Annotated in this window: 23 protein-coding genes; 14 read left to right on the forward strand and 9 right to left on the reverse strand. The window is 61.1% G+C overall.

The window, feature by feature from the left end; genetic code table 11:
- The first annotated feature begins 20 nt into the window (after positions 1-20).
- On the forward strand, positions 21-1,124 hold the full coding sequence (gene rlmN, locus HMPREF3145_RS05680) for a dual-specificity RNA methyltransferase RlmN (RefSeq protein ID WP_070422268.1): 1,104 nt from the start codon (positions 21-23) through the stop codon (positions 1,122-1,124).
- Positions 1,125-1,199: 75 nt separating this feature from the next.
- Here rlmN and HMPREF3145_RS05685 read toward each other — a convergent pair whose 3' ends face one another.
- Complete coding sequence (locus tag HMPREF3145_RS05685; protein ID WP_083279402.1) at positions 1,200-1,688, reverse strand: DUF2631 domain-containing protein; 489 nt, start codon at positions 1,686-1,688, stop codon at positions 1,200-1,202.
- A gap of 196 nt (positions 1,689-1,884) precedes the next feature.
- Between HMPREF3145_RS05685 and dxr the strand changes: the two genes are divergently transcribed.
- The 5 genes from dxr to map all read left to right on the forward strand — a co-directional run bounded on the left by dxr (position 1,885) and on the right by map (position 8,267).
- Positions 1,885-3,045 (forward strand): 1-deoxy-D-xylulose-5-phosphate reductoisomerase, encoded by a 1,161-nt coding sequence (gene dxr, locus HMPREF3145_RS05690; RefSeq protein ID WP_070422269.1) that lies wholly within the window; start codon positions 1,885-1,887, stop codon positions 3,043-3,045.
- Between the two features lie 63 nt (positions 3,046-3,108).
- Positions 3,109-4,317 (forward strand): M50 family metallopeptidase, encoded by a 1,209-nt coding sequence (locus HMPREF3145_RS05695; RefSeq protein WP_070422270.1) that lies wholly within the window; start codon positions 3,109-3,111, stop codon positions 4,315-4,317.
- Between the two features lie 20 nt (positions 4,318-4,337).
- On the forward strand, positions 4,338-5,501 hold the full coding sequence (gene ispG / locus HMPREF3145_RS05700; RefSeq protein ID WP_070422393.1) for a flavodoxin-dependent (E)-4-hydroxy-3-methylbut-2-enyl-diphosphate synthase: 1,164 nt from the start codon (positions 4,338-4,340) through the stop codon (positions 5,499-5,501).
- A 1-nt stretch (position 5,502) separates the two neighbouring features.
- On the forward strand, positions 5,503-7,308 hold the full coding sequence (locus HMPREF3145_RS05705) for a penicillin-binding transpeptidase domain-containing protein (protein ID WP_070422271.1): 1,806 nt from the start codon (positions 5,503-5,505) through the stop codon (positions 7,306-7,308).
- Positions 7,309-7,367: 59 nt separating this feature from the next.
- Positions 7,368-8,267 (forward strand): type I methionyl aminopeptidase, encoded by a 900-nt coding sequence (map, locus tag HMPREF3145_RS05710; RefSeq protein ID WP_168162449.1) that lies wholly within the window; start codon positions 7,368-7,370, stop codon positions 8,265-8,267.
- 144 nt (positions 8,268-8,411) lie between these two features.
- Here the strand turns inward: map and HMPREF3145_RS05715 are convergent, their stop codons facing one another.
- From HMPREF3145_RS05715 to HMPREF3145_RS05730, 4 genes are all read right to left on the reverse strand, one after another.
- Positions 8,412-8,909, reverse strand: a complete 498-nt coding sequence (locus tag HMPREF3145_RS05715) for a hypothetical protein (protein WP_070422273.1) — start codon at positions 8,907-8,909, stop codon at positions 8,412-8,414.
- 54 nt (positions 8,910-8,963) lie between these two features.
- The gene (locus HMPREF3145_RS05720) at positions 8,964-9,371 is read right to left on the reverse strand and encodes a hypothetical protein (RefSeq protein WP_070422274.1); all 408 of its coding nucleotides are present in this window, start codon (positions 9,369-9,371) and stop codon (positions 8,964-8,966) included.
- Positions 9,372-9,693: 322 nt separating this feature from the next.
- Complete coding sequence (mtr, locus tag HMPREF3145_RS05725; protein WP_070422275.1) at positions 9,694-11,106, reverse strand: mycothione reductase; 1,413 nt, start codon at positions 11,104-11,106, stop codon at positions 9,694-9,696.
- 41 nt (positions 11,107-11,147) lie between these two features.
- Positions 11,148-12,158, reverse strand: coding sequence for an alpha/beta hydrolase (locus HMPREF3145_RS05730; protein WP_070422276.1), 1,011 nt, complete (start codon positions 12,156-12,158; stop codon positions 11,148-11,150).
- Positions 12,159-12,289: 131 nt separating this feature from the next.
- Here HMPREF3145_RS05730 and mqo point away from each other — a divergent pair, with 131 nt between their 5' ends.
- Positions 12,290-13,786 carry a malate dehydrogenase (quinone) gene (gene mqo / locus HMPREF3145_RS05735; RefSeq protein WP_070422277.1) on the forward strand — a complete coding sequence of 499 codons (1,497 nt, stop codon included), beginning with the start codon at positions 12,290-12,292 and terminating at the stop codon, positions 13,784-13,786.
- Positions 13,787-13,813: 27 nt separating this feature from the next.
- On the opposite strand, the gene HMPREF3145_RS05740 is transcribed toward mqo, so the two are convergent.
- Positions 13,814-15,019 carry a protein adenylyltransferase SelO family protein gene (locus HMPREF3145_RS05740; protein ID WP_070422278.1) on the reverse strand — a complete coding sequence of 402 codons (1,206 nt, stop codon included), beginning with the start codon at positions 15,017-15,019 and terminating at the stop codon, positions 13,814-13,816.
- A 24-nt stretch (positions 15,020-15,043) separates the two neighbouring features.
- Here HMPREF3145_RS05740 and cobA point away from each other — a divergent pair, with 24 nt between their 5' ends.
- Genes cobA through HMPREF3145_RS05760 form a run of 4 tightly spaced genes read left to right on the forward strand, consistent with a single transcriptional unit; the run spans position 15,044 to position 17,265 of the window.
- A complete protein-coding gene (gene cobA / locus HMPREF3145_RS05745; protein WP_070422279.1) occupies positions 15,044-15,784 on the forward strand; it encodes a uroporphyrinogen-III C-methyltransferase in 741 nt (246 codons plus the stop codon).
- Positions 15,768-16,718 carry a class I SAM-dependent methyltransferase gene (locus tag HMPREF3145_RS05750; protein ID WP_070422280.1) on the forward strand — a complete coding sequence of 317 codons (951 nt, stop codon included), beginning with the start codon at positions 15,768-15,770 and terminating at the stop codon, positions 16,716-16,718. The genes cobA and HMPREF3145_RS05750 overlap by 17 nt, the downstream gene beginning before the upstream one ends.
- Positions 16,719-16,759: 41 nt before the next feature.
- On the forward strand, positions 16,760-17,011 hold the full coding sequence (locus tag HMPREF3145_RS05755; protein ID WP_070422281.1) for a type II toxin-antitoxin system Phd/YefM family antitoxin: 252 nt from the start codon (positions 16,760-16,762) through the stop codon (positions 17,009-17,011).
- Positions 17,011-17,265 carry a Txe/YoeB family addiction module toxin gene (locus tag HMPREF3145_RS05760; protein ID WP_070422282.1) on the forward strand — a complete coding sequence of 85 codons (255 nt, stop codon included), beginning with the start codon at positions 17,011-17,013 and terminating at the stop codon, positions 17,263-17,265. The genes HMPREF3145_RS05755 and HMPREF3145_RS05760 overlap by 1 nt, the downstream gene beginning before the upstream one ends.
- On the opposite strand, the gene HMPREF3145_RS05765 is transcribed toward HMPREF3145_RS05760, so the two are convergent.
- Positions 17,262-17,990 carry an NAD-dependent deacylase gene (locus HMPREF3145_RS05765; protein WP_070422283.1) on the reverse strand — a complete coding sequence of 243 codons (729 nt, stop codon included), beginning with the start codon at positions 17,988-17,990 and terminating at the stop codon, positions 17,262-17,264. The two genes, HMPREF3145_RS05760 and HMPREF3145_RS05765, sit on opposite strands and share 4 nt — an antisense overlap.
- Positions 17,991-18,099: 109 nt before the next feature.
- Between HMPREF3145_RS05765 and gltS the strand changes: the two genes are divergently transcribed.
- Positions 18,100-19,320: a sodium/glutamate symporter gene (gene gltS / locus HMPREF3145_RS05770; RefSeq protein WP_070422284.1), complete on the forward strand. Its 1,221-nt coding sequence runs from the start codon at positions 18,100-18,102 to the stop codon at positions 19,318-19,320.
- A gap of 3 nt (positions 19,321-19,323) precedes the next feature.
- On the opposite strand, the gene HMPREF3145_RS05775 is transcribed toward gltS, so the two are convergent.
- The gene (locus tag HMPREF3145_RS05775; protein ID WP_070422285.1) at positions 19,324-20,046 is read right to left on the reverse strand and encodes a DUF1648 domain-containing protein; all 723 of its coding nucleotides are present in this window, start codon (positions 20,044-20,046) and stop codon (positions 19,324-19,326) included.
- 195 nt (positions 20,047-20,241) lie between these two features.
- Between HMPREF3145_RS05775 and HMPREF3145_RS05780 the strand changes: the two genes are divergently transcribed.
- On the forward strand, positions 20,242-21,159 hold the full coding sequence (locus HMPREF3145_RS05780; protein WP_141740823.1) for a hypothetical protein: 918 nt from the start codon (positions 20,242-20,244) through the stop codon (positions 21,157-21,159).
- 3 nt (positions 21,160-21,162) lie between these two features.
- Here the strand turns inward: HMPREF3145_RS05780 and HMPREF3145_RS05785 are convergent, their stop codons facing one another.
- A complete protein-coding gene (locus tag HMPREF3145_RS05785; RefSeq protein WP_070422287.1) occupies positions 21,163-21,828 on the reverse strand; it encodes a YaaA family protein in 666 nt (221 codons plus the stop codon).
- Between the two features lie 31 nt (positions 21,829-21,859).
- Here HMPREF3145_RS05785 and HMPREF3145_RS05790 point away from each other — a divergent pair, with 31 nt between their 5' ends.
- On the forward strand, positions 21,860-23,647 hold the full coding sequence (locus HMPREF3145_RS05790; RefSeq protein ID WP_070422394.1) for a proline--tRNA ligase: 1,788 nt from the start codon (positions 21,860-21,862) through the stop codon (positions 23,645-23,647).
- Positions 23,648-23,654 lie beyond the last annotated feature (7 nt).

Consider the following 23,654-nt stretch of genomic DNA (forward strand, 5'->3'; position numbering starts at 1 on the left):
ATGCAAAGATGGGGCGCACTATGAGTGATTTTCCCGAGATCAAACTGCTCGCCCCAAAGCGTGGCATGCCGCCGAAGCACTTCGCTGATCTGTCGGCACAGGAGCGAATCGACGCGTTGAAGGAACTCGGGCTGCCGAAGTTCCGTGCTGATCAGATCGCGCGTCACTATTACGGCAAGTTTGAGGCAGATCCGCTGACGATGACGGATCTGCCCGAGAACCAGCGTCAGCTTGTCAAGGACGCACTTTTTCCCACGTTGTTGACCCCCGTGCGCACCGTGGAGACCGACAACGGTGATACCACGAAGACGCTGTGGCGTCTGCACGATGGCATCTTGCTGGAGTCGGTGCTGATGCGTTACCCAGGTCGCGCGACGTTGTGCATCTCCTCGCAGGCTGGCTGCGGCATGGCATGCCCGTTCTGTGCGACCGGTCAGGGTGGCCTGGACCGTAACCTGTCCACCGCGGAGATCGTGGACCAGGTGCGCGCTGCGGCCGCAATGATGGAGGCAGAAGGCTCCCGCCTATCCAACATTGTGTTTATGGGGATGGGGGAGCCACTGGCTAACTACAAGCGTGTGGTCTCTGCTGTTCGCCAGATTACGCAGCCGTCGCCTGCTGGCTTCGGCATCTCCCAGCGCAACGTGACGGTATCCACTGTCGGACTTGCACCGCAGATTCGTATGCTCGCGGATGAAGGGCTGTCCTGCACACTCGCAGTGAGTCTGCACACACCGGACGATGAATTGCGCGACGAGTTGGTCCCGGTCAACAACCGCTTCGAGGTAGCCGAAGTGCTTGATGCGGCCCGCTACTACGCGGACCAGACGGGGCGCCGTGTCTCCATTGAGTACGCCTTGATTCGCGACATGAACGATCAGAACTTCCGCGCTGACATGTTGGGCAAGAAGCTTCACAGCGCGTTGGGTTCGCTGGTGCACGTCAATCTCATTCCGCTCAACCCGACACCGGGATCGAAGTGGGATGCGTCGCCGAAGGATCGGCAGGACGAGTTCGTCCGCCGTGTGATCGCCCAAGGCGTGCCTTGCACGGTGCGCGACACCAAGGGCCAGGAGATCGCGGCTGCCTGCGGGCAGTTGGCAGCCGACGAAAAGACTGGCTAGTCCGCTCAGGCAGACGGCATGAAAATACCGCCGCACCTTCGTTGGAAGGTGCGGCGGTATTTCGTCGAAAAGAATTTAGAGGGCGTGCTTGCCGGTCTTGGACTCGACCTCGATGACCTCTACGTTTTCGCGTGCCTGTGCCGGTGCGGCGTTGCGCAGGTGTGCAACACGGCTCGGCTCGATGTTGAGGGCGCGCAGCTGGCTATCGGTCAGCGACTCGTAGACATCGCCGGAGAGGGTGGCCTGGTCGTAGGTCCAGTCACGCTCCACGTAGCCGACCGGCTTGTTGTGTGACGTCACGGTACGCACCTGGTTGAGCTTCGGCTTGGTAGCCAGAAGGATCAGGGCGAGAGCAATGAGGACGGCCAGTGCGATGAGCCAAATGGTCTCAACGTGGCCCTGGTGGTTGCCAAAGTTGTAGGCGACGAGGAACGCGACGGAAATCCAACCTGCCAGCTGGATAGCGCGGTCGCTCAGCGCACTCCAACCAAATTTGGCGGACGGGACGTCAGCCTCGGATACACCGTTGTACACCTGGGGTGCGCTTTCCTTTGCGTGGGCCACTGCAACGCTCCTTGTTAACACGGGATCGATCGCAAACACGATCACCTGGAAATGATGAAACTATCGCTGCCCATCATCGCACACAGAGCGCGAAAAAGGTGACAATAGCCCCCAATGTGTTCAAACTTTCGCACCACCTCGGGGGTTTAATCCTGTTCAAGTGCCGAAATGAATCAAAACGTGTCACAATGGTTGCGTGCGAAACGTTGTAATTTTAGGTTCGACCGGTTCCATTGGCTCACAGGCTGTGGAGGTGATCCGCGAAAACCGCGACAAGTTCAACATTGTCGGGATTGCCATTGGTGGCGCCAATCCTAAGAGTGCCATTGAGCAGGCGCAGGAGTTTGGCCTGAGCGCCGACCAGATTGCCGTGCGCAATATTGAGGGTGCGAAGGAAGTCTCCCGTGCGCTTGGTGGTTACGTGATCACTGGCGAGAACTCCGCTGCTGCGCTCGTTGAGTCGCAGGAGGCCGACGTGGTGCTCAACGCACTCGTTGGTGCCTCGGGCCTGCCGGCAACCATGGCTGCGCTGCGCTCGGATGCGACACTTGCGTTGGCTAACAAAGAATCGCTTGTGGCTGGTGGCCGTATCGTGCTCGATGCTGCAAAGCCGGGTCAGATTGTTCCGGTTGATTCGGAGCACTCGGCAATGGCGCAGTGCATGCGCGGCACTCGCCGTAGCGAAATCGCTCGCCTTGTTCTTACCGCATCGGGTGGTCCGTTCCGTGGCTGGGAGCGCGAGGGTCTCATGGAGGTGACCACGGAAGAAGCCGTGGTACACCCGACCTGGTCGATGGGAACGATGAACACCATTAACTCTTCGACTCTGGTGAACAAGGGCCTTGAGCTGATTGAGGCGGCCATGTTGTTCGACATGGATCCGGACAAGATCGACGTCACGATTCACCCGCAGTCCGTGATTCACTCGTTGGTCACGTTTACGGACGGTGCAACGCTTGCACAGGCTTCGCCGCCGTCGATGAAGCTGCCTATCGCGCACGCGCTGGATTGGCCGAACCGTGTGCCGGATGTGCAGGAGCCGTTGGATTTCTCGCAGGCATTCTCGTGGGAGTTTGAGCCGCTGGACAACGAGGTGTTCCCTGCTGTGCGTCTGGCCCGTGAGGTGACCAAGAAGGGTGATCCGTACCCGGCTATTTACAACGCTGCTAACGAAGCAGCGGTAGAGGCGTTCTTCGCGGGTCGCATTAAGTTCCCGGAGATCGTGGACATTATCGGGGAGGTCCTCGACGAGGCCGACGAGTTCGCCGCAGTCCCGAGCGATGTGTTTGATGTGATGCGGGTTGAATCCCGTACGCGTGAGCGAGTCGCCGCGGCGATTGCGCGCATTGAGCGTTAGACCCTTGAGGTGCGGGCGGTGTGCCCGCACCTCTTCGCTGTGTGTGCTGTGGGGTGACGCGCGATGAGTGTGTTGGGGATTGTGCTTTTCGCGCTTGCAATCACTGCTTCGATTGCGCTGCACGAAGCAGGCCACATGTTCACTGCGCGTGCGTTTGGCATGCGGGTGCGCCGGTTTTTCGTCGGTTTCGGGCCAACGTTGTGGTCGGTGAAACGGGGCGGCACAGAGTATGGGGTTGCTGCGCTGCCGTTCGGTGGGTTCTGTGACATTGCCGGGATGACGGCGATGGATCCGGTCACCGAGGAGGAAGCGCCACACGCGATGGTGAAAAAGCCTGCGTCGCAGCGTATTGCGGTGCTCTCCGGCGGGATCGTGATGAACATCTTGATCGGCGTCGTGATCATTTTTGGGGTTGCTGTCTCATCAGGTATCCGGAACCCGTACGCGGATTTCACCCCGAAGGTGGGCCAGGTCGTCTGTGTTGCCGACCAGGTGGATGAGAAAACTCTGGCGGAGTGCAGCGGACCTGGTCCTGCGGGCCAAGCGGGTGTGCGCGTCGGCGACACTTTGGTGGCGGTCGACGACGAACCAATCGAGACATTCGCGGACCTGCGTACTTATGTTGCGCAGCGTCCTGGGGAGACGGTCGCGCTTGAGGTGGAGCGCGGTGGGTCGTCGCAAAGCATTGATCTCCCCGTGGCGCGGGTCGAGCGCATCGATCCTTCGACGGGCGAGCGTATCGACGTCGGCGCGGTGGGCATCGCCGCAGCTCCGGTCAAGGATGCGGTGAAGCAATTCGGGCCTGTCGAGGCGGTGCCGGCGACGGCCAAGTTCACCGGTCAGATGCTTCGAGCATCTGTTGACGGGTTGATGGCATTTCCGGGCAAGATCCCGGGGGTTGTCGCGTCGATCTTCGGCGGGGAGCGCGACATTGAGGGCCCGATCAGTGTGATTGGGGCCTCGCGCACCGGCGGTGAGCTGGTGGAACGCGACCAGTGGCCGGCGTTTTGGATGATGCTGGCCAGCCTGAACTTCTTTCTGGCGTTGTTTAATCTCGTGCCGCTTCCACCGCTTGATGGTGGGCATATTGCGGTGGTGATTTACGAGAAGATTCGCAATGCTTTGCGACGACTCCGTGGCCTGCCACCAGCCGGCCCGGCAAACTACGAGAAGCTGATGCCACTGACCTATTTCATGGCGGCGCTGCTGCTTGTTGTCGGTGTGTTGGTGATGGCGGCAGACGTGGTCAACCCCGTCAATCTTTTTGGGTGACGGTGCTAGAGTTATCCACCATGAGTACCCCCATCGGATTAGGCATCCCTGAAGGTCCGGCACCCACCCTGGCCCCACGTCGTAAGACCCGCCAACTGATGGTTGGAGGTGTCGGTGTTGGCTCCGATCACCCGATCACGGTGCAGTCGATGACCACGACGAAGACGCACGACATCAACGCCACCTTGCAGCAGATTGCGCAGTTGACCACGGCTGGCTGCGACATTGTGCGTGTCGCGTGCCCGAAGACGGTCGATGCGGAAGCGTTGCCAGCAATTGCTGCAAAGTCGCCGATCCCGGTGATCGCCGATATTCACTTCCAGCCGAAGTACATCTTCGCTGCGATCGACGCCGGCTGCGCAGCTGTGCGTGTGAACCCGGGCAACATCAAGGAGTTCGACGGCCGCGTCAAGGAGGTTGCAAAGGCAGCCGGTGACGCAGGCATCCCGATCCGTATCGGCGTCAACGGTGGCTCGCTGGATAAGCGCCTGCTGGAGAAGTACGGCAAGGCCACGCCAGAAGCGCTGGTGGAGTCCGCGATCTACGAGGCTGGCTTGTTCGAAGAGTACGGCTACGGCGATATTGCGATTTCCGTAAAGCACTCGGACCCGGTGCTGATGGTCGAGGCGTACCGCCAGTTGGCAGAGAAGACGGATTACCCGTTGCACCTCGGTGTGACGGAAGCTGGTCCGAAGTTCATGGGCACGATTAAGTCGTCCGTCGCCTTCGGTGCCCTGTTGTCGCAGGGTATCGGCGACACGATTCGTGTGTCTCTTTCCGCTGACCCGGTGGAAGAGATCAAGGTCGGTGACCAGATTCTGCAGTCGATGAACTTGCGTCCGCGCAAGTTGGAGATCGTTTCCTGCCCGTCCTGTGGTCGCGCCCAGGTGGACGTGTACAAGTTGGCCGAGGAGGTCACCGCTGGCCTGGATGGCATGGAGTTCCCGCTGCGTGTGGCCGTCATGGGCTGTGTTGTCAACGGTCCGGGCGAGGCGCGCGACGCTGACCTTGGTGTGGCTTCCGGCAACGGTAAGGGCCAGATCTTTGTCAAGGGCGAGGTTGTGGAGACCGTGCCGGAGTCCAAGATTGTGGAAACGCTGATTGCTCACGCGCTGCGTATTGCTGAGGAGCAGGGCCTCGAGGAGGTCGCTGGCGCCAAGGCTGAGGTCAAGGTCACCCGCTAGTATGCGTCGTGTCGTCGCAGTTGTTGCCGGGGTGGTGCTTGCGTCGTCGATAAGCGCATGCACCCCGCGCCCCAATGATGCTGAGCCAGCAGCGAGTGCGTTTTTGGAGGCGCTGGAGCGTCGCGACGTCGAGTCGTCTGCGATTGACAATCCGACGTCCGCGGCTGATTCCACGAACGCGACCTGGGATGGTTTGCAGGCAGAAGACGTCACGGCGACGCTGAAAGATGTGCGCCAGGAGGAGAACCTGGCCACCGCGACGTACGAGTTGGCGTGGCAATTGCCGCGCGATCGCGAGTTGAAGTACGACGCGCAGATGACGCTGACACAATCTGGCGAGAAGTGGACTGTGCGCTGGCAGCCGTCGGTGTTGCACCCGCGTCTGGGGGCACACCAGCATTTGGAGTTGCGCGCGATCGCACCCGCACAGGCGAGTGTCGTGTCCTCTGATGGGGTGGAGTTGTTAAAGCCCGGCATCGCGTATCGGGTGTTGGTGGATACCAACGAGATGCGCACCGCCGGTGCTGCGGCATCTGCGATCAGCGGCGCTCTCGCCCGGGCGCACGAGCAGGACCGTGGCGTGCCACTGCGCGATGCAGACACGTTGAAGGGCGAGCTCGAGCGCGCCTCCGGTGTGTATTCGGTGGCGGTGGTGCCGGCAGCAGCGCGAGATGCTGTTGAAGCAGCGCTTAGCGACGAACCCGGTGTCCGGCTCAACGAAGAAGCCGCCATGGTCAACGCAAAGCCGGGTTTCGCGCCCGACATTATGGCGCGCGTGGGCGAGTTGGTGCGCGATGATCTGGTTGGTGATTCCGGCTGGAGCGTCGACATTGTCAACGAAAATGGTGCGTCGTACGAGGAGATCACCCGTCAGGATCCCGCACCGGCGCCGGCGGTGCACATCAGCTTGGATCACCGCGTCCAGGAAGCCGCTGAGCGTGCGCTCGAACCCGTTGCCGGGCAGCAGGCCATGATTGTGGCCATCAGGCCGTCTACGGGCGGGATTCTGGCTATTGCGCAGACCCCGGCTGCGGATGCGCAAGGCAATCTGGCGACGATGGGCCAGTACCCGCCTGGCTCGACATTTAAGATCATCACCGCAGCGGCGGGGCTTGCACGGCAAGGGCTCACACCAGGCTCGCCGGTGCCGTGTCCGGGCCCGATGAACCTGTATGGGCGCATCGTGACCAACTACGGAGGCTTCAGCCTCGGCACCGTGCCGTTGGAGACGGCGTTTGCGCGTTCGTGCAACACCACGTTTGCGGACATGTCGACGCGTCTCGCCCCAGGTGAGTTGCAGGACGTGGGTAAGCAGTTTGGTCTCGGGGTCGATATGCAGATCCCAGGGGTAGAGACAATCACTGGCTCGATCCCGGTCGGGGAGGAGCCCCTCGACCGCACTGAGGCCGGCTACGGCCAGGGCCTTGACCTTGCCAGCCCTTTCGGCATGGCACTGGTTTCTGCGACGGCCGCGCGTGGGTCATTGCCGGTGCCGTACCTGGTGCAGGGCGAGGAAACGAAACTCAGCGAGGACGTGCAGCCCCTTCCACCGGAAGCGATCGATCAGCTGCGCCAGATCATGGCTGCCGTGACCGGGCCGGGCGGTACCGCAGGCGGCATGAGTGCCGGCGGCGATATTCGCGGCAAAACCGGCGAGGCCGAAATCAACGGTGGGTCCCACTCCTGGTTCACCGGCTACCGCGTGGAAGACGACATCGCGTTTGCAACCCTGGTGGTCCTCGGCGGTGGTTCTGAAGCGGCAGTCGCGCTGACGAACACGATGCTTGCCAACTTGCCGCTGGGATAGATCAGAAAGCTGGCTAGCTGCCGCAGGGCCAATTTGGCTGCGGTACTACCATGGCCTTTATGAATCCAAGAGGACTACTAACACCAGGTAAACCAACCCCAGTGCGTAAGGTCCCGGAGCACATTGAGCGTCCGGAGTACGCCTGGAAAGACGACGTCCAAGAAAACGTCGGCGAACCGGTCATCCAAACCCCCGAGACGATTGAAGCGATGCGCGAGGCATCCAAGATCGCCGCGAACGCCCTTGCCCTTGCCGGTGCGGCGGTTGCGCCGGGCAAAACCACCGATGAGATTGACGGCATTGTGCACGACTACCTCATCGAGCATGGTGCATACCCGTCCACGCTTGGCTACCGAGGCTTTACAAAGTCTTCCTGCGTGTCGCTCAATGAGATTGTGTGCCACGGCATCCCGGATACGACTGTGATCCAGGAGGGCGACATCGTCAATATTGACGTCACCGCATACAAGAACGGTGTGCACGGCGACACCAACGCCACGTTCTTCGCGGGCGAGGTTGCACAGGAACACAAGGACCTTGTGGACCGCACCTACCAGGCCATGATGCGTGGCATCAAGGCAGCAAAGCCAGGACGCGAGATCAACGTCATCGGGCGCGTGATCGAGGCGTACGCGAAGCGTTTCGGCTACAACGTGGTTACCGACTTCACCGGCCACGGTGTGGGCACGACGTTCCACAACGGCCTCGTCGTCCTGCACTATGACTCGGATGCCTACACGGATGTTCTCGAGCCGGGAATGACGCTGACCGTCGAGCCAATGATCAACTTGGGTGAGTTGCCGTACACCGTGTGGGACGACGGCTGGACGGTACAGAACGTCGATGGTGAGTACACCGCGCAGTTCGAGCACACCATCGTGATCACTGACGATGGCAACGAGATTCTCACGATCCCGGACGCCGATGTAGCAGCAGGCCAGCACATGCTGGGGGAGTAGGCGTCGCACTGGTAGATGCATATGTGCCCCGCAGGGAACGTTCCCTGCGGGGCACACTTTTGTATGCTGCAAGGGCCAGCACCGGCCAAAGCAAAAACCCGCTGCCGGAGCAGCGGGTTTCTATCGTCCTACGACGAAGTTGACTTAGAACTTCGGCAGCTGGATGAAGCCGTTGTAGGAAGCGAAGTTGATGCCAGCGATCACGAGGCCGACGAGAGCACCGATACCAGCGACGATGGTGCCGTCGATCCAGTAGCGTGCCCACTGCGGGACAGCCTCAGGGTTGGTCTTCTTGCCGAAAGCATCGGTCGGGTAGAACGGCCTCTCAGCATCCGGCGTACCATCAACTTCCTGGTTGAAGTACTTGGAGGAACCCTTGCCGTCGAAGAGACCCTTGGTGCCGTCGGAGATGACCTCACCGAAGGACTTGTCGCCCTCCTGCTTGCCGACGAAGATGACCTGCTTGTCACCCTTCTTCTTGTCGTCCTGCTTGGTGTTGTCCTGGCCGTTCTCCTGGCTAGAAGCGTTGGTGTTCGGGGTCGCCGGCTTGTCCGCATCCTGAGCGGAAGCGATAGCGGTGCCGCCAACGAAGACGGTCAGAGCGGTTGCGGAAGCAACTGCAGCGGTGCGGAAGTTACGCATCTTTTTCCTTCTTTCGAAATGTGAGTTGGAAGTGGTTAGCGGAAATCCGCGTTATTAGAACTTGACCGGGCCGTGAACAATGAAGTTGTACAGCGGGCCGACGATGAGGCCGATGACAGCAGAAACAGCGGTGAAGATGGTCAGGCCGTAACCAACCTTGGCGTAGGTCGGCTGTGCGTCGAAGTTGTCCTTCTTACCGAAGATCGCGGTGCCATCGGTGCCGCGCAGGTTGCCGTCCTTGTCACGGAACTCGAGCCACTTGGAGTGGGTGATCTTCTCGGAGGAACCAGGCTTGACGCCGTCCTTGCCGTCCTTGTCTTCGACCGGGCGGGCCGGTGCGACATAGGTGTTCTCTGCCGCCTTGGTGTCCTCCTCGGTCTGAGCGGTTGCGACTGCGGTGGAGCCGAATGCCACAGCGACGGCGGTTGCGCCGGCGAGGGCTGCCTTACGGAAATTACGCATGAAACGAAATCCTTCTCTGATAGTTCTTGCACGACGTCCGGGTGGAATTCAAAGAAGTCCAGGGGCATTGAGCTCCTAGGACCGATAGCAAGCCTTAGAGGCTCGGTCCCGGTGTCTGCAACGACAATAGCCGATCGTTTCCAGCATCGTGCAAGTTTGGTGTGCGATTTGATGCAAAGATCATCAAAAGGTTGGAGTCTCTGTGTGTCCGCTGGGAATGATTGCGGGTTGATAACAATCGCAACGTGCGCTTTTCGCTTCTTGGGCAGTTGTCCCAGCGGCTTTGTTGAATGGCCCCCAAATTAGGGGGTAAAGGATAGGTTTAGACTTCTTTGAAAGTCAGATCAAGGCCCAGGATCGCGTTTTCCGTCACTTCGGCCAGTGCTGGGTGGATCCAGTATTGGCTGCGTGGGAACTCGCGAAGGTCGAGGTCGTAAGCCATGACGGTGATCATTTGCTGGATCAAGGTCGATGCCTGTGGGCCCATGTAGTGGGCGCCCAGCAGTTTGCCGGTGGTGCGGTCGGCGATGAGCTTCACCAGTCCGGTGCTGTCCTCCAGCGCCCAGCCGTATGCAACGTCGCCATAGTTCTGGACCTTGACGGTGACATCGTGGCCGGCCTCGATTGCTTGCTGCTCGGTCAGGCCGACGGTGGCGATCTGCGGGTGGGTGAAGATCGCCGACGGTACATGGTCGTGCGGCATCGGAACGAGCGCGCCGTTGCCTCGCCACGTGGCAAGTACGTTGTGGGTCACCGCGCGCATCTCGGCGTTGGCAACGTGCTTGAGTTGGTAGGGGGAGGAGAGATCGCCAAGCGACCACACACCCTCAGCGGTCGTGCGGCCGAACTCGTCGACCTTTACGCGGCCGTCGTCATGCGTTTCGATGCCACCCGCTGCAACGTTGAGGGTGTCACTGTTCGGGATGCGACCGGTGGCGATGAGGAGGGCGTCGGAGGTCACCTGAGTGTCGTCGTCAAGCGTGAGCGTCACCTGGCCGCCATCCTCAGTGGCGGATGCGACCGTGCGGCCGATGTGGGTGGTGTAGCGCTGTGTGGCGATCTCGTTGAACGGATCGCGCAGATCCTCGTCGAGCGGACGCAGCAGGGGAGAGCGGCTGATGATGGTTACGTCGGTGCCCAGGGCATCGAAGACGTGAGCAAACTCCATCGCGATAAAGCCGCCGCCAACGATGGTCATCGACTTTGGCAGTTCGTCGAGGCGCATGACGTCCTCGTTGGTGTGATAGGTGACGCCCTTGGCCCACTCGGGGATAAACGGACGCGCACCGGCGGCGAGAATGATCGTGTCTGCGGTAATCGTTTCCTCTACGCCGCCGCGACCCGTCTTTAGGGTCTTCGGCCCGACAAAGGAGGCCTCCATGTCGTAGACGGTGACGTTGTCGCACTCGTTGCGACGGTAGTTTTCGCCGCCCTTGGCGATGAGGTCGATCCGGTTATCAAAGACACGTTCCTTGATGGCATCCCAGTCGGCGCCATGGAACTCAAGATCAACACCGAGTTTGCCGGCCTCGCGTGCAGCAAAGGCATGCTCGGCGGCCAGGACGTACATCTTCGTCGGGATGCAACCCACGTTCAGGCACGTTCCACCGAATTTGCCCTTTTCGACGATAGCGACCTTCTTGTCGTCGAAGTCCGGGGTCAGGATCGAGTTGCCGGAACCGGTGCCCACGATAATGAGGTCGTAGTGGGTGGAATTTGTCGCCACAGCAGACATGCTCGTCTCCTCTATATATATGTATGGATTGGGTTTAGACGTTACTGCGCCCCGGTGAGATCGTCTAGCCACGTAAACGTCGCCTTGAACGCGGACTCGCGGGCATGGCGTTCGGAGAGGAAAACGTCGTGGCGGGCGCCGTCGATAACTCGCACTTGTGAATCTTTCCCAAGTGTCGGTGCCCAACGCTGGATCTGGTCGACATCAAGCACAGTATCGGCCGTGTCGGCGGCGGGGGAGTACTCCTTGCCCAGATACGAGTGCGAGGAGCACAGGGTCAGCGTTGGCACACCGGTATCAACATCGCCCTTGTGGATTTGTTCCTGTCCTTTAAGTACTGCCCGGATCCAGCCGAAGTACTTGCGGTGACCGACCAGCGGTTTCCAGGTCGTGTTGAAGCTCCATTCGCCGTGTTTGCTCTCGTGGATAGAGGTGCCATAGGTGCCCAGCCCGCCGCCCGGCAGTGGGATAGACGGGAAAATGGCTCCAAGCGTGTTCAGTACTGGGCGCAGGAGCTTCACCTGCCAGGTCGGGTACTGCAGGTCCAACCACGGGCTGTTGAGCGCGATTCCTTGAAGCAGTGCATGATCCGCGGGCGATTCTCGTCGTAAATGATCCGCCCACAGCGGAACAATCAACCCGCCAGTGGAGTGTGCGAGCACAACGACCGAGCCATGCTCGCGCGCGATGAGCCGCAGCGCCGTCGTGAGTTCCTCGAAGTAACGACGCATATCCAGCGTGAAGTGGAAGCGCTGGCCCTTCGTGTGCGCGCGGCCACAACGGCGCAGATCCAGCGCGTAAAAGGGGTAACCGCGTTCCACGAACTCGTCGGCAACATGGTTGTGGAAGAAGTAGTCCGACATGCCGTGGACCCACAGCACCGCGGGCTTATTGCTTGTCGACGACCTCACGTCCCGGACCAACACCGCCTCCGGTGCATGTCCCGTGTCGGGGTCCTTATCTAATTGCAGACGCGCATGCTCGTAATTTTTACCGAGCACGTCCGGTTTCCAGGTAAGTGTGTCGAGGGATGCTTCTTCTGTTTGATTCATGGGGCTGATGATACTGACCCGAAAGCGGGTGTGGGCCGTGTCATAATTCGGGCCTATGCACGTTCCGGTGCAGATAGACGTAGAATGTCTGTACTCCAAAAATTGTCGAAACACTATAAGGATGACTACGCATGTCTGACAACGGTGGTAATAAGTACGCGGACGAGGTGGACATCCTGCACGTTGGCGCTGGCATTATGAGCGCCACCCTGTGCTCGATGTTGCACGAACTGGAGCCCGAGTGGAGCCAGGTGATCTTCGAGCGCCTCGATGGTCCCGCCGAGGAATCCTCGTACGCGTTCAACAACGCTGGTACGGGTCACTCCGCTCTCTGCGAACTGAACTACACCCCGGAAAAGAACGGTCGAATCGACGTCTCTAAGGCGATGGCGATCAACGAGAAGTTCCAGGTCGCCCGCCAGTTTTGGTCCCACCAGGTAGAAAACGGTGTGATCAAGGACCCGCGCGCCTTTATCAACCCGGTGCCGCACGTTTCCTTCGCCCAGGGCGAAGACCAGATTGCATACCTGCGTAAGCGCTACGACAAGCTTTCTGCGAACCACATGTTCCCGGAGATGCAGTTCACCGATGACCGCGAGAAGTTCGCTGAGAAGCTGCCGCTGATGGCACAAGGCCGCGACTTCGACGCTGAGCCGGTCGCAATTTCCTGGACTGATGCCGGCACTGACATCAACTACGGTTCCCTGACCAAGCAGTTCCTGGAGTCCGCTCAGGAAAGCGGCACCAAGATCCGCTACGGCCACGAAGTGCTCAACCTCAAGCGTGAGGGCAACTTCTGGAAGGTCACCGTGAAGAACGTTCGCACCGGTGACAAGCAGGTCGTCCGTGCACGCTTCGTGTTCATCGGCGCTGGCGGCTACGCCCTGGACCTGCTGCGCAAGGCAGGCGTTCCAGAGGTTCACGGTTACGCGGGCTTCCCGATCTCCGGTTTGTGGCTCAAGACCACCAACCCGGAACTCGTCCAGCAGCACAAGGCAAAGGTGTACGGCAAGGCCAAGGTTGGTGCCCCACCGATGTCTGTTCCGCACCTGGACCTGCGCGTTGTCGATGGCGAAGAGTCCCTGCTCTTCGGCCCATACGGCGGCTGGACCCCGAAGTTCTTGAAGGAAGGCTCCTACCTGGACCTGTTCAAGTCCATCCGTCTGGACAACATCCCGTCCTACCTCGGTGTCGCGGCAACCAATATCGGCCTGGTCAAGTACCTGGTTGAGGAGGTTTTCCGTAACTTCGACGGCAAGATGGACGTGCTGCACGAGTACTACCCGATGGCAGACGGCAAGGACTGGGACGTTGTCGTCGCCGGCCAGCGCGTGCAGGTGATCAAGCCGGCAGCATTCCCGCGTTTCGGCACCTTGGAGTTCGGTACCGCTCTGGTCAACGACCAGAACGGCACCATCGCGGGCATCCTCGGCGCATCCCCGGGCGCGTCGATTACCCCGGCTGCGATGCTCGAGCTGTTGGAGCGTTGCTTCGGTGAGCGCATGATTGAGTGGGCTGACAAGCTCCACGAGATGTTCCCCACGTACGGCAAGTCGCTCAAGCACGACCAGAAGGCGTACGAGGAGCAGTGGGCATGGACCCAGAAGACGCTGAAGCTCGAGGATTAATCCCCGCGCTCAACTGAACTAGCTGCCCTACGTCCCGCAGAAGGTGACGTAGGGCATTTGTCCTTCCGGCCGGGTCATCCATTCGGGCCCGGCCTGTTCGTTGTACGGGTCGGATACTGCCGCGAGCAGTTCGTTGTACTTCGCGTAATCACCGTGCAACTCAGCGGCGTCTATCGCATCCTGCAGCATGTGGTTGCGCGGGACGAAGATCGGTCCTGGATCGCCGTTGATGCCGTGTGCGCGGTTGTAGGCGGTGATGTCGGTGGCGTTGTTGAGCCCTTCGTGGTCGTCGGCGATCCAACGCTGCCACGCCTCGTCCCAGGTTGGCTGGACTGTTTTGATGTAGGCGTCAACATAATCCTGACCCAGCAAGGGGTAAAGCGCCTCTGCCAGGCGAGCCATATTCCAGGCGATGATGCTCGGTTGGTTGCCAAAGGCGTAGCGGCCTTGCCTGTCGATAGATGAAAACGACGCTGCGGCATCGAAGCGCTCAGTGAATGCGCATGGCCCGTAGTCGATCGTTTCGCCTGAGAGTGTCACGTTGTCGGTGTTCATCACCCCGTGGACGAAACCGATGCGCATCCAGTGCGCAACCAGGTCGAAGTGGCGGCGGGTGACGGTTTCGAGCAGGCTGGCTGCATTGTCGAAACCGGCAGCGGTGACGATCTGGCGTACAAGGTCCTCGGATTGCGTTGCCGCGTACTGGACGCTGCCGACACGAAGATGGCTTTTCGCCACGCGGACCACGATGCCGCCGGGTACGGCGCCGTTTTGGCGGATCACCTTTTCGCCGGTGGTAAGTACTGCGAGGGAACGTGTCGTCGGTACGCCGACGGCGTGCATGAACGTAGAGACGAGGTGTTCGCGCAACATCGGGCCGATCGCACCGACGCCGTCAGATCCACGCCGTGAAAACACTGTCAGGCCGGATCCTTTGAGTTGGATCTCGTGGCCGGCGATGTTGCCGAGCAGCAACGCGCGGCCGTCGCCAAGCAATGGCACAAACTGACCGAACTGATGGCCCGCATATGCCAATGCGTGCCCGCCCTGGGCGCCGGTAAGCCAGGCGAGGCCGTCGCTGCTACGCAACCAAGCGACATCGAGCCCAAGTTCTACTGCGAGAGGCTCGTTGAGGGCAACCATCTGGGGGTTCTCAAAACTTCTGCCTGGTTCAGCGTGGGCGAGCTCGGGCAGGTTCTCGGCGAATGTGTGGTCGAGCTGGGGTCGTGTCATGGTGCCACCCTAGACTGTGTCGCTATGACGAAAGGCCACATCACTCTTGTCGGCGGCGGCCCAGGCGCATGGGACCTGCTCACCATCCGAGGCTTGCGCGCGCTGGAAGCAGCGGACGTAATCCTTGCGGATCACCTTGGGCCGGCCGCGGAGCTTGAGGATTTTCTGGATCTGACCGGCAAAGAAGTCGTAGACGTGGCCAAGTTGCCCTATGCACGCCAGGTCGCGCAGGAGCGTATCAACGAGATGCTGGTGTCCTATGCGCGTGAGGGCAAGCAGGTCGTGCGGCTCAAAGGCGGCGACCCGTACGTGTTCGGTCGCGGCTTTGAGGAGCTGCAGGCATGCGCGGCTGCCGGTCTTGAGTGCTCGGTAATCCCGGGCGTGACGTCCGCGGTGTCCGTTCCTGCGGCGGCAAACGTGCCCGTGACGCAACGCGGGGTGACGCATGCGTTCACCGTGGTGTCGGGACACTTGCCGCCGGAGCATCCCAAGTCGCTCGTGGATTGGTCCGCGCTTGCACAGGTCGGCGGCACCATCGTGGTGGTGATGGGGGTGCGCAACGTGCGTGCGATCGTCGAGAAGCTGCTGGAGGCATCGCTGTCCCCGGATACGCCCGCAGCGGTGATCCAGGAAGGCGAAACCGACGCGCAGCGCGTGTTCTTCGCTACCGCCGCCACCTTGCCAGATGTGATGGAGAACAACGATGTGACTTCGCCTGCTGTGTACGTTTTTGGGGAGGTCGCAGGCCTTGCGCACGCTGGATAGTCTGATTTGGGACACGGCCGATGTTGCTGCGGGAGAGGTCGTCCTCGTGTGCAACGACCCGACACTCGATCTCACCCGCACCGCACTCGCTGCTGGGGCGAAGGTCGTGTTTTTGGACTCCGACTACTCACGCTGCCAGGAAGCAGCGTCGCTCGGTGCGGAGATTGCGGGCGATATGCGTATCGACGACTACCTTGCCGGCTCTTCAGGCACAGCCGTTGCCATTGGGGAGATGCCGAAGTCCCTGGCGCGGCTGGACTACCTGGCACGCTCGATTGCGGGAGCTGGGTTTGCTTCGGCGCGAGTGGTGTTCGGCGCGAACAATAAACACTTGTCTCGTGGCATGAATGTGGTGCTGGGCGAATCGTTCGACCAGGTGGCGGCCTCCCGTGGGCGCGGGAAGTTTCGCTGTCTTGTGGCGTCTGGGCCGCGCGAGGTGTCCTATGAGCCCGTACGCGGCGATGGACTTGTCGCCATCGGAGGCGTGTTCTCAGGGGCGAAGCCCGACCGTGGTGGGGAACTGCTGCGCTCCTGCCTGCCGGCAGAGCCTGGACGACTGTTGGACCTGGGGTGTGGCAACGGCTCTGTCACGCGTGGCTTGGAGGCAGTGGCCACAGACGCTGACGCAGACGCGGTGCTCTCCGCCCGCGCCATCGGCCTGAATGCGACCTGGGATGATGCAGGCTCACAGTTCCCGGACGGCTCCTTCGACACCATTGCGCTCAACCCACCGTTCCACGACGGGACCACCGTCGACGCAACCCTCGTCCAGCACCTCCTCGACGCCTCCAAGCGACTACTCGCGCCGGGCGGCACGCTCTACCTGGTCCACAATTCGCACCTGCGTTACCGCGGCGAGGTGGAGCAAAGGTTCGGCGCCGTGGAGCAGGTCACCCGCGATAAGACCTTCACGGTCCTGCGTGCTTCACTCTAGAGTGTGGTACCGTATTGCGGTACCACTCGGAGGAGGTTGTGATGTCTATCAGTGCATCTGAAGCGCGGCGCACGCTATATCCGCTCATCGAGCGTGTGAACAATGATCGCGATCCCGTTGAAATCGTGTCGCGTCACGGTAATGCAGTATTGATGGCTGCAGATGACTACGCGGCATGGGTTGAGACTGCCTACCTGTTTAAATCGCCAGAGAATGCTCGACGCCTGACTCAGGCCTACGAGGAAGCACTCAACGGGGCGGTGGCCGAACACGACATCGACCTGGACGCGTAATGCGGCTTGTGTGGACCACCAACGCGTGGGAGGACTACCTGTACTGGCAGGGCAACGACAAGAAAACGCTGAGGCGAGTCAACCAGCTTCTGCGCGACACCTTAAGGGATCCGTTTGAAGGCATAGGGAAACCCGAACCGCTGAAGTACGGAGCTGAAGGGGCGTGGTCGAGGAGGATCACGCAAGAACACCGCTTGGTCTATACGGTCGCTGGGACAGATTTGGTGATTCTCCAAGCCCGGTACCACTACTAACCCAGCAGCTTCGGCAGGGCGTTGGCGGCGGTGTCCTCGATGACCACGTCGGCGATATGCGACAGGTCCGTGCGCATCGGGGTGACCTCAATGATGGGGATTTCGCGCGCGTGCGCCATTAGAGGCAGGCCAGCGGCGGGGTAGACCACGCCAGAAGTGCCGACGATGATCAACGCGTCAGCGGTGCGCATGCGACGCTCCGCCTCCTTCCACTCAGCTTGGGGCAACATCTCGCCGAACCACACCACGCCGGGACGCACCGGCCCGCCGCATAACGGGCACTGGGGCGGAGTGATCGTCGGGACAGGCTCCTCGGGCAGTGGGATTGGGTCGGTGTAGGGCTCGTCGCAAAGCGAACAGCGAAACGCGAAGAGCGAGCCGTGCAGGTGGACGACATTGTCGCTGCCAGCACGCTCGTGAAGGTTGTCGATGTTTTGCGTGGTTACCGTCGTCTTCGGCGATTGCGCGATGGCGAGATGTCCTGCATTTGGCTCGGCGCGCTGGGCGAGTTGGGCGCGCCAGAGGTACCAGGCGAGCATTGTGTCCGGGTCGGTGTGCCAGGCGTCGATAGACGCCATGGCCTGCGGGTCCACGTTCTCCCACAACCCGGTTTGTGCGTCGCGATAGGTCACAAGGCCACTGTCGGCGCTCATGCCGGCGCCGGTGAAGACCTCGATACGGCTGGCGTCGGCGAGTAGTGCGCGGGCGTTGTCGATTGTGGTCATGGTTTAAACGCTACCGGGAGAAGCAAAGGAGCGTGTTCTTTGTCACAAACCGTGTGCGAGCTTTAGACTCTTCGAGATCGACAGACATCTAACAGAGAGGTGGCCGCCGATGGCGATTGAATTCAACATGATCCAAACCATCGGCTTCGCCGTGCTCCTGCTCGTCGTTGGACGCTGGCTGCGCAACAACGTGGCGTTCTTTGAGCGCTTCGCCATCCCAGCGCCGGTGATCGGCGGGTTCCTTTTCGCCCTGTTCAACCTGGTGTTCAAACTCACCGGTTGGGTGGACATCACCTTCGACACCACCCTGCAGGGCTTCTTCATGACGATGTTCTTCACCACCGTCGGCTTCGGCGCCAGTGTCGCGCTTCTTGGCAAAGCCGGCAAAATGGTCACCCGCTTCCTTCTCGTCGCCTCTGTGCTGGTGGTGCTACAGAACCTTCTTGCGGTGCTGCTCGCGCCGATTGTGGACATTCCCTCCGCGCTCGCGCTGATGACCGGATCCGTTTCCATGACCGGCGGCCACGGTGTTTCCGGTGGTATGGCCCCGCTCGTGGAGGCGCAGGGTGTGGAGCGCGCAGAAACCGTCGCCTACACCGCAGCAACGTTCGGCCTGCTGATGGGCTCGCTCATAGGCGGGCCTGTCGGCGACCGTCTGATCAAACGCAACCGCCTCCAATCCAGCGGCACCCGCAATGTCGACGTGGACGATAGTTTGCTCACTGCGTATCGACGAGACCTGCGCAGCGACCAGGTCATGCAAGCCTTCATCGTCATCCTCATCGCGATGTTTATCGGCACCTACATCACCGACGGCATCAACTGGATCATCAGCCAGTTCACCGACAAAGCCGCCTTCCCGAACTACCTGGGTGCCATGCTCGTTGGCATTCTGTTCCGCTACATCTCAGACACGCGCAACCAGCGCCAGTACCACGAGTTTGTGCCCACACAAGAGGTGGAGATCATCGGCAGTGTTGCGCTCGCACTTTTCCTCGCGCAAGCACTGATGACGATCAAACTGTGGGAACTGGCAGACCTTGCCATCCCGCTTGTCATTCTGCTCATCGCCCAGACCGTGCTGATGCTCCTCTTCGCCCGCTTTGTCACATTCCGAGCGATGGGCAGCGACTACGACGCCGCCGTCCTGTCCGCCGGCCACTGCGGTTTTGGCATGGGCGCAACCCCCAACGGTGTGGCCAACATGGAGTCGGTGGTGCAGAAGTACTCGCCGTCGCGCCTAGCGTTTTTCGTTTTACCAATCGTCGGCGGGATGTTCATCGACTTCGTCAACATCCTCGTGGTGACGGTGTTCCTCAACGTGCTGTAGCCGTTAGATAAACACAAACAGGAGACAGACCACCAGGACTGCGACGACGCTTGTCATCACACGCCACAGGTAACGCTTGCCCGGCGCGTGTGCCGTGTTGACCGAGATCTTGCCCGGGGCCTGCGGCAGCACCGCGGCGACCATTGGGTCGTTCGGCTCCTTGTAGGTGCCCATGCCACCCTGCATCCGCAGCAGGTGGTTGCGTTGTTGCTCCGCTTCGTCGGGTTCGATGCCGTCCTTGGCCGTGGTCATGCGGATTGCTACGACGACGATGTAGACGGTGAATGCGATCCACAGTGCGATCTCCAGCCAGAATGGCAGCGAGATGTCCGGCAGCATCATCGAGACGTTGGTCAGCGCGAACAAGACCGCCATAGCGAGGAGGGTCTTCGACATGAAATCGGCTGTGGCATCGCAAAGCTTCTCGACGCGCGCCGCCGCCGTCTCCGAATACGGCAACGCCTTGTCCTCCGGTACGTCCACGGTCTGTCGTGCGAGGGTTTTCGGCGGTACGCACGCGAGCATCGATATGGAGATGACGATGCCGATTGTGATCAAGAACGTCGCGTGAAGCAGGGTTTTCGGTTCGAATCCGTCCGCGTCGCCGTTGACGTTGAAATGGACCGGCACCGGGTCGGGGATCGCATCCCAGCGCAGGAGGATATACGCGAACGCGGCTGCGTAGGCCAGGGCAGCGAGGGCATAGCGACGGTAATGGGCAGGCATGTAGGCGATCTTAGACACAGCCCAAAAGACGATATCGGGATTTGGCGCACAGGGCGGATAGCGACCTGCGGGTTCGCAAACGCGGCACCTTCAAAACCCGATATCGGAATTTAGGCTGTGGATAACAGTCGCGAAGTTATCCACAAAAACGGGCGGGGTCTTCCGCCGACACGGGATCTCTGCAATCGTTGTGGCATGGATATGGGGAGGCAACGGGAGATCCTGAGCAAGGTGATCGACCGCAGGGATACACAATCAGGCAGGGCAGTGGCGTTGTCGACAAGGCATGCGATGCTACAGGCCGACTTTCGGACGTTGGCGTTTTACGAAAAGCGCTGGGTGCAGGCGGTCGCAGCAGGTCAAGCGGCGCGGAAGGCGGCGCTCGCCGGCAGGTCTGCAGCACGCGTGCTGGGGATGTGGCTGGTAACTACCGACCCCAACGAACCTGTAGAGCTTGTGCTGCCCAGTGGCAAGGCGCCGTCGAGGAAACAATGGCCAGCAAACACCGTCTACCACGAAGCGCGTAACCGCGTGGCCGTGATCAAGCACTTTGACACATTGCGCGTTACCGACGAGCTGACCACAGCGTTTGAGATCGCCCTGCGCTACGGGTTCAGGGAGGGGCTGGTGGCGATGGACTGGGTGCTCAAACACCACACCGATCGTGCGACCGTGGAGGCGGAAGCCGACAAGCTTGGCCGTGTCAAGGGGATAGGTGTATTGCGGAAAGTGCTGCGATACGCAGTGGGTAACTCGCGGTCGCCGTTCGAATCGTACGCACGCGCGGTGTTGATTGAGCGGGTGGCCGACGGTTGGATCGTCAACGGCATGTTCGCCGGCTACGAGGTGGACCTACGCCTCGGGGCGCTGATCCTGGAGATCGACGGGGATTACAAATACGACGGAGTGACCTTCAAGAAAACCGACGAGACGCTGCGACAAGAGCGCAAGCGGGAGAAACATCTGCTCAAACGTGGTGTGTTCCTGCTCAGGGCGTCGCCGCATGATCTGTTGTTTAAGGAAGACGAGTTTGTCGACGACGCCCGCGCCCTGCTCGCCCTCGCCCAGGCGCGAGAAGCAGACAACGGGGCAGCACACACCCAGGCGGCGTGACACCTACACACGCATGGTCAACAGCGTGCCGTCGACAGACACGTCGAAGCCCGCAGCCACGGACAGGTCCACGACCTCCGAAGCAGACGACGCGTCGTGTGGCGCCAGCACTCGGGCCAGCTCGCCCTTGTACTTCTTGTTGAAGTGGCTAACCACTTTGCCGGTGTCGGCCTGTTCCACACGGATGGTCAGCGCGCCGGGGACAGGGCCGAGGTTCTGGTAGGCGCCGGAGCGCATGTCGATGACAAAGCCGCAGTCTGCAAGAGTATCGGTCACGGCGGAGCCCCACCAGGCGCGCAACGTCTTGCCGTCCAGTTTCATCCCGGCGGACAGGCGGTAGCGGGGGATGAGGTCGCCTGCACGGACTACGCCGAACAGCGCGGAGCCCACGGCAAGGCGCGATAGCGCGTCGGCGGACAACGTGGAGGCATCGAGCGAGTCGTACAGCACCCCGGTGTAGCGCTCGATGGCATGCATCACCGGATTGTCACGCAACGTGAGGTTCTCCTCCGCTTCGGCCTGCTTGGAGGCGGGAGCGTCGACGAGGGTGTGGGTGAGTTCGTCGAGAAGCGAATTGCGAATGGGATCCAACGACGGAAACGACAACGCCATCGCAGCGTCGGTGCCGCCGGGCGCTTTGGTTTCGGAAGGAGGGAGGACGATCAGCATGACGAACAAGCTACCGGGTAAACTGCCCCGCATGATTACTCGCCTGTCCACGCTGTTCCTGCGCACTCTGCGCGAAGACCCGGCCGACGCTGAAGTGCCGAGCCACAAACTCCTTGTCCGTGCTGGTTACGTCCGCCGTGCCGCGCCGGGCGTGTACTCCTGGCTGCCGCTTGGTCTGCGTGCGCTGCGCAAGATCGAGGGTGTGGTGCGCGAGGAGATGGACGCAATGGGTGGCCAGGAACTGCTGTTCCCGGCACTGCTGCCGCGCGAGCCCTACGAGGCGACGAACCGCTGGACCGAATACGGCGATGACCTGTTCCGCCTGAAGGACCGTAAGGGTGCGGACATGCTGCTCGGCCCGACGCACGAGGAGATGTTCACTACGGCGGTGAAGGATCTGTACTCGTCGTATAAGGATTTCCCGGTCACGCTGTACCAGATTCAGACGAAGTACCGCGACGAGGCACGTCCGCGCGCGGGCATCCTTCGCGGGCGTGAGTTTGTGATGAAGGATTCCTACTCCTTCGACATGTCGGACGAGGGTCTGGATGAGTCGTATGCAAACCACCGTGCGACCTACCAGCGCATCTTCGACCGTGTGGGACTGAAGTACGAGATCTGCCAGGCCACCTCCGGTGCCATGGGTGGCTCCGCATCCGAGGAGTTCCTCGCGTACTCCGACAACGGCGAGGACACTTTTGTCGTTTCCACCGCGGGCGATTATGCAGCCAACGTTGAGGCTGTGACCACGGTTGCTCCGGAAGCCCGTGCGGTCGAAGGGCTGCCTGAGGCTGTCGAGCACGACACCCCGAAGTCCGAGACCATCGCGGCACTCGTGGAGTGGGCGCAGAGCGCAGGAGTGCTTATCGACGACCGCCCTGCCGAAGCCTCCGACACCCTCAAGTGCATGATGATCAAGGTCAACGATCCGCGCGCCGTGGATGAGGACGGCAAGCCGGTCGGCCCACAGTTGGTCGGCGTGCTCATTCCGGGCGACCGCGAACTGGACGAGAAGCGCCTGGAATCATCGCTCGAGCCGGCGACCTTCGAGTTGGCAAGCGACGAGGACTTTGCCAAGAGTGATTTCCTGGTCAAGGGCTACGTTGGCCCGCGTGCGCTCCAGGCCAACGGTGTGCGTGTCCTCGCGGACCCGCGTGTGGTTGACGGCTCCGCGTGGATCACCGGTGCGGACGCTCCGCAGAAGCACGTCGTCGGACTGGTCGCTGGTCGCGACTTCACCGTCGACGGCTACATCGAGGCCGCCGAGATCAAGGAAGGCGACCCGTCGCCGTCCGGCAACGGCACCGTGAAACTCGCCCGCGGCATCGAGCTTGGCCACATCTTCCAGCTGGGCCGCAAGTACACCGAAGCCATGGACGTGCAGATCCTGGACGAAAACGGCAAGCGTGCCGTGCCGACCATGGGTTCCTACGGCATCGGTATCTCTCGCATGCTCGCTGTGGTGGCGGAGCAGCGCCACGACGACAAGGGCCTGGTCTGGCCGGTGGAGATCGCCCCGTACCAGGTGCATGTGGCTGTGGCGAACAAGGACGCTGCTGCGCTCGAGGCAGGCGACCGCATCGCGGCTGAACTCTCCGACGCCGGGCTCGAGGTGCTTTTCGACGACCGCCCGAAGGTCTCCCCAGGCGTCAAGTTCAAGGATGCGGAACTGCTCGGTATGCCGTTCATCGTGATCCTGGGCCGCGCATTCGCAGACGGCATCGTCGAGCTGCGTATCCGCGGTGGTGAGACTCTCGAAGTCCCTGCCGACGAGATCGTGGCGAAGGTCCAGGAACTGGTCGCAGAGCGCCGCGGCTAGGCGCTCA

Source organism: Corynebacterium sp. HMSC05C01 (assembly GCF_001807155.1).
Taxonomy (GTDB): Bacteria; Actinomycetota; Actinomycetes; order Mycobacteriales; family Mycobacteriaceae; genus Corynebacterium; species Corynebacterium coyleae.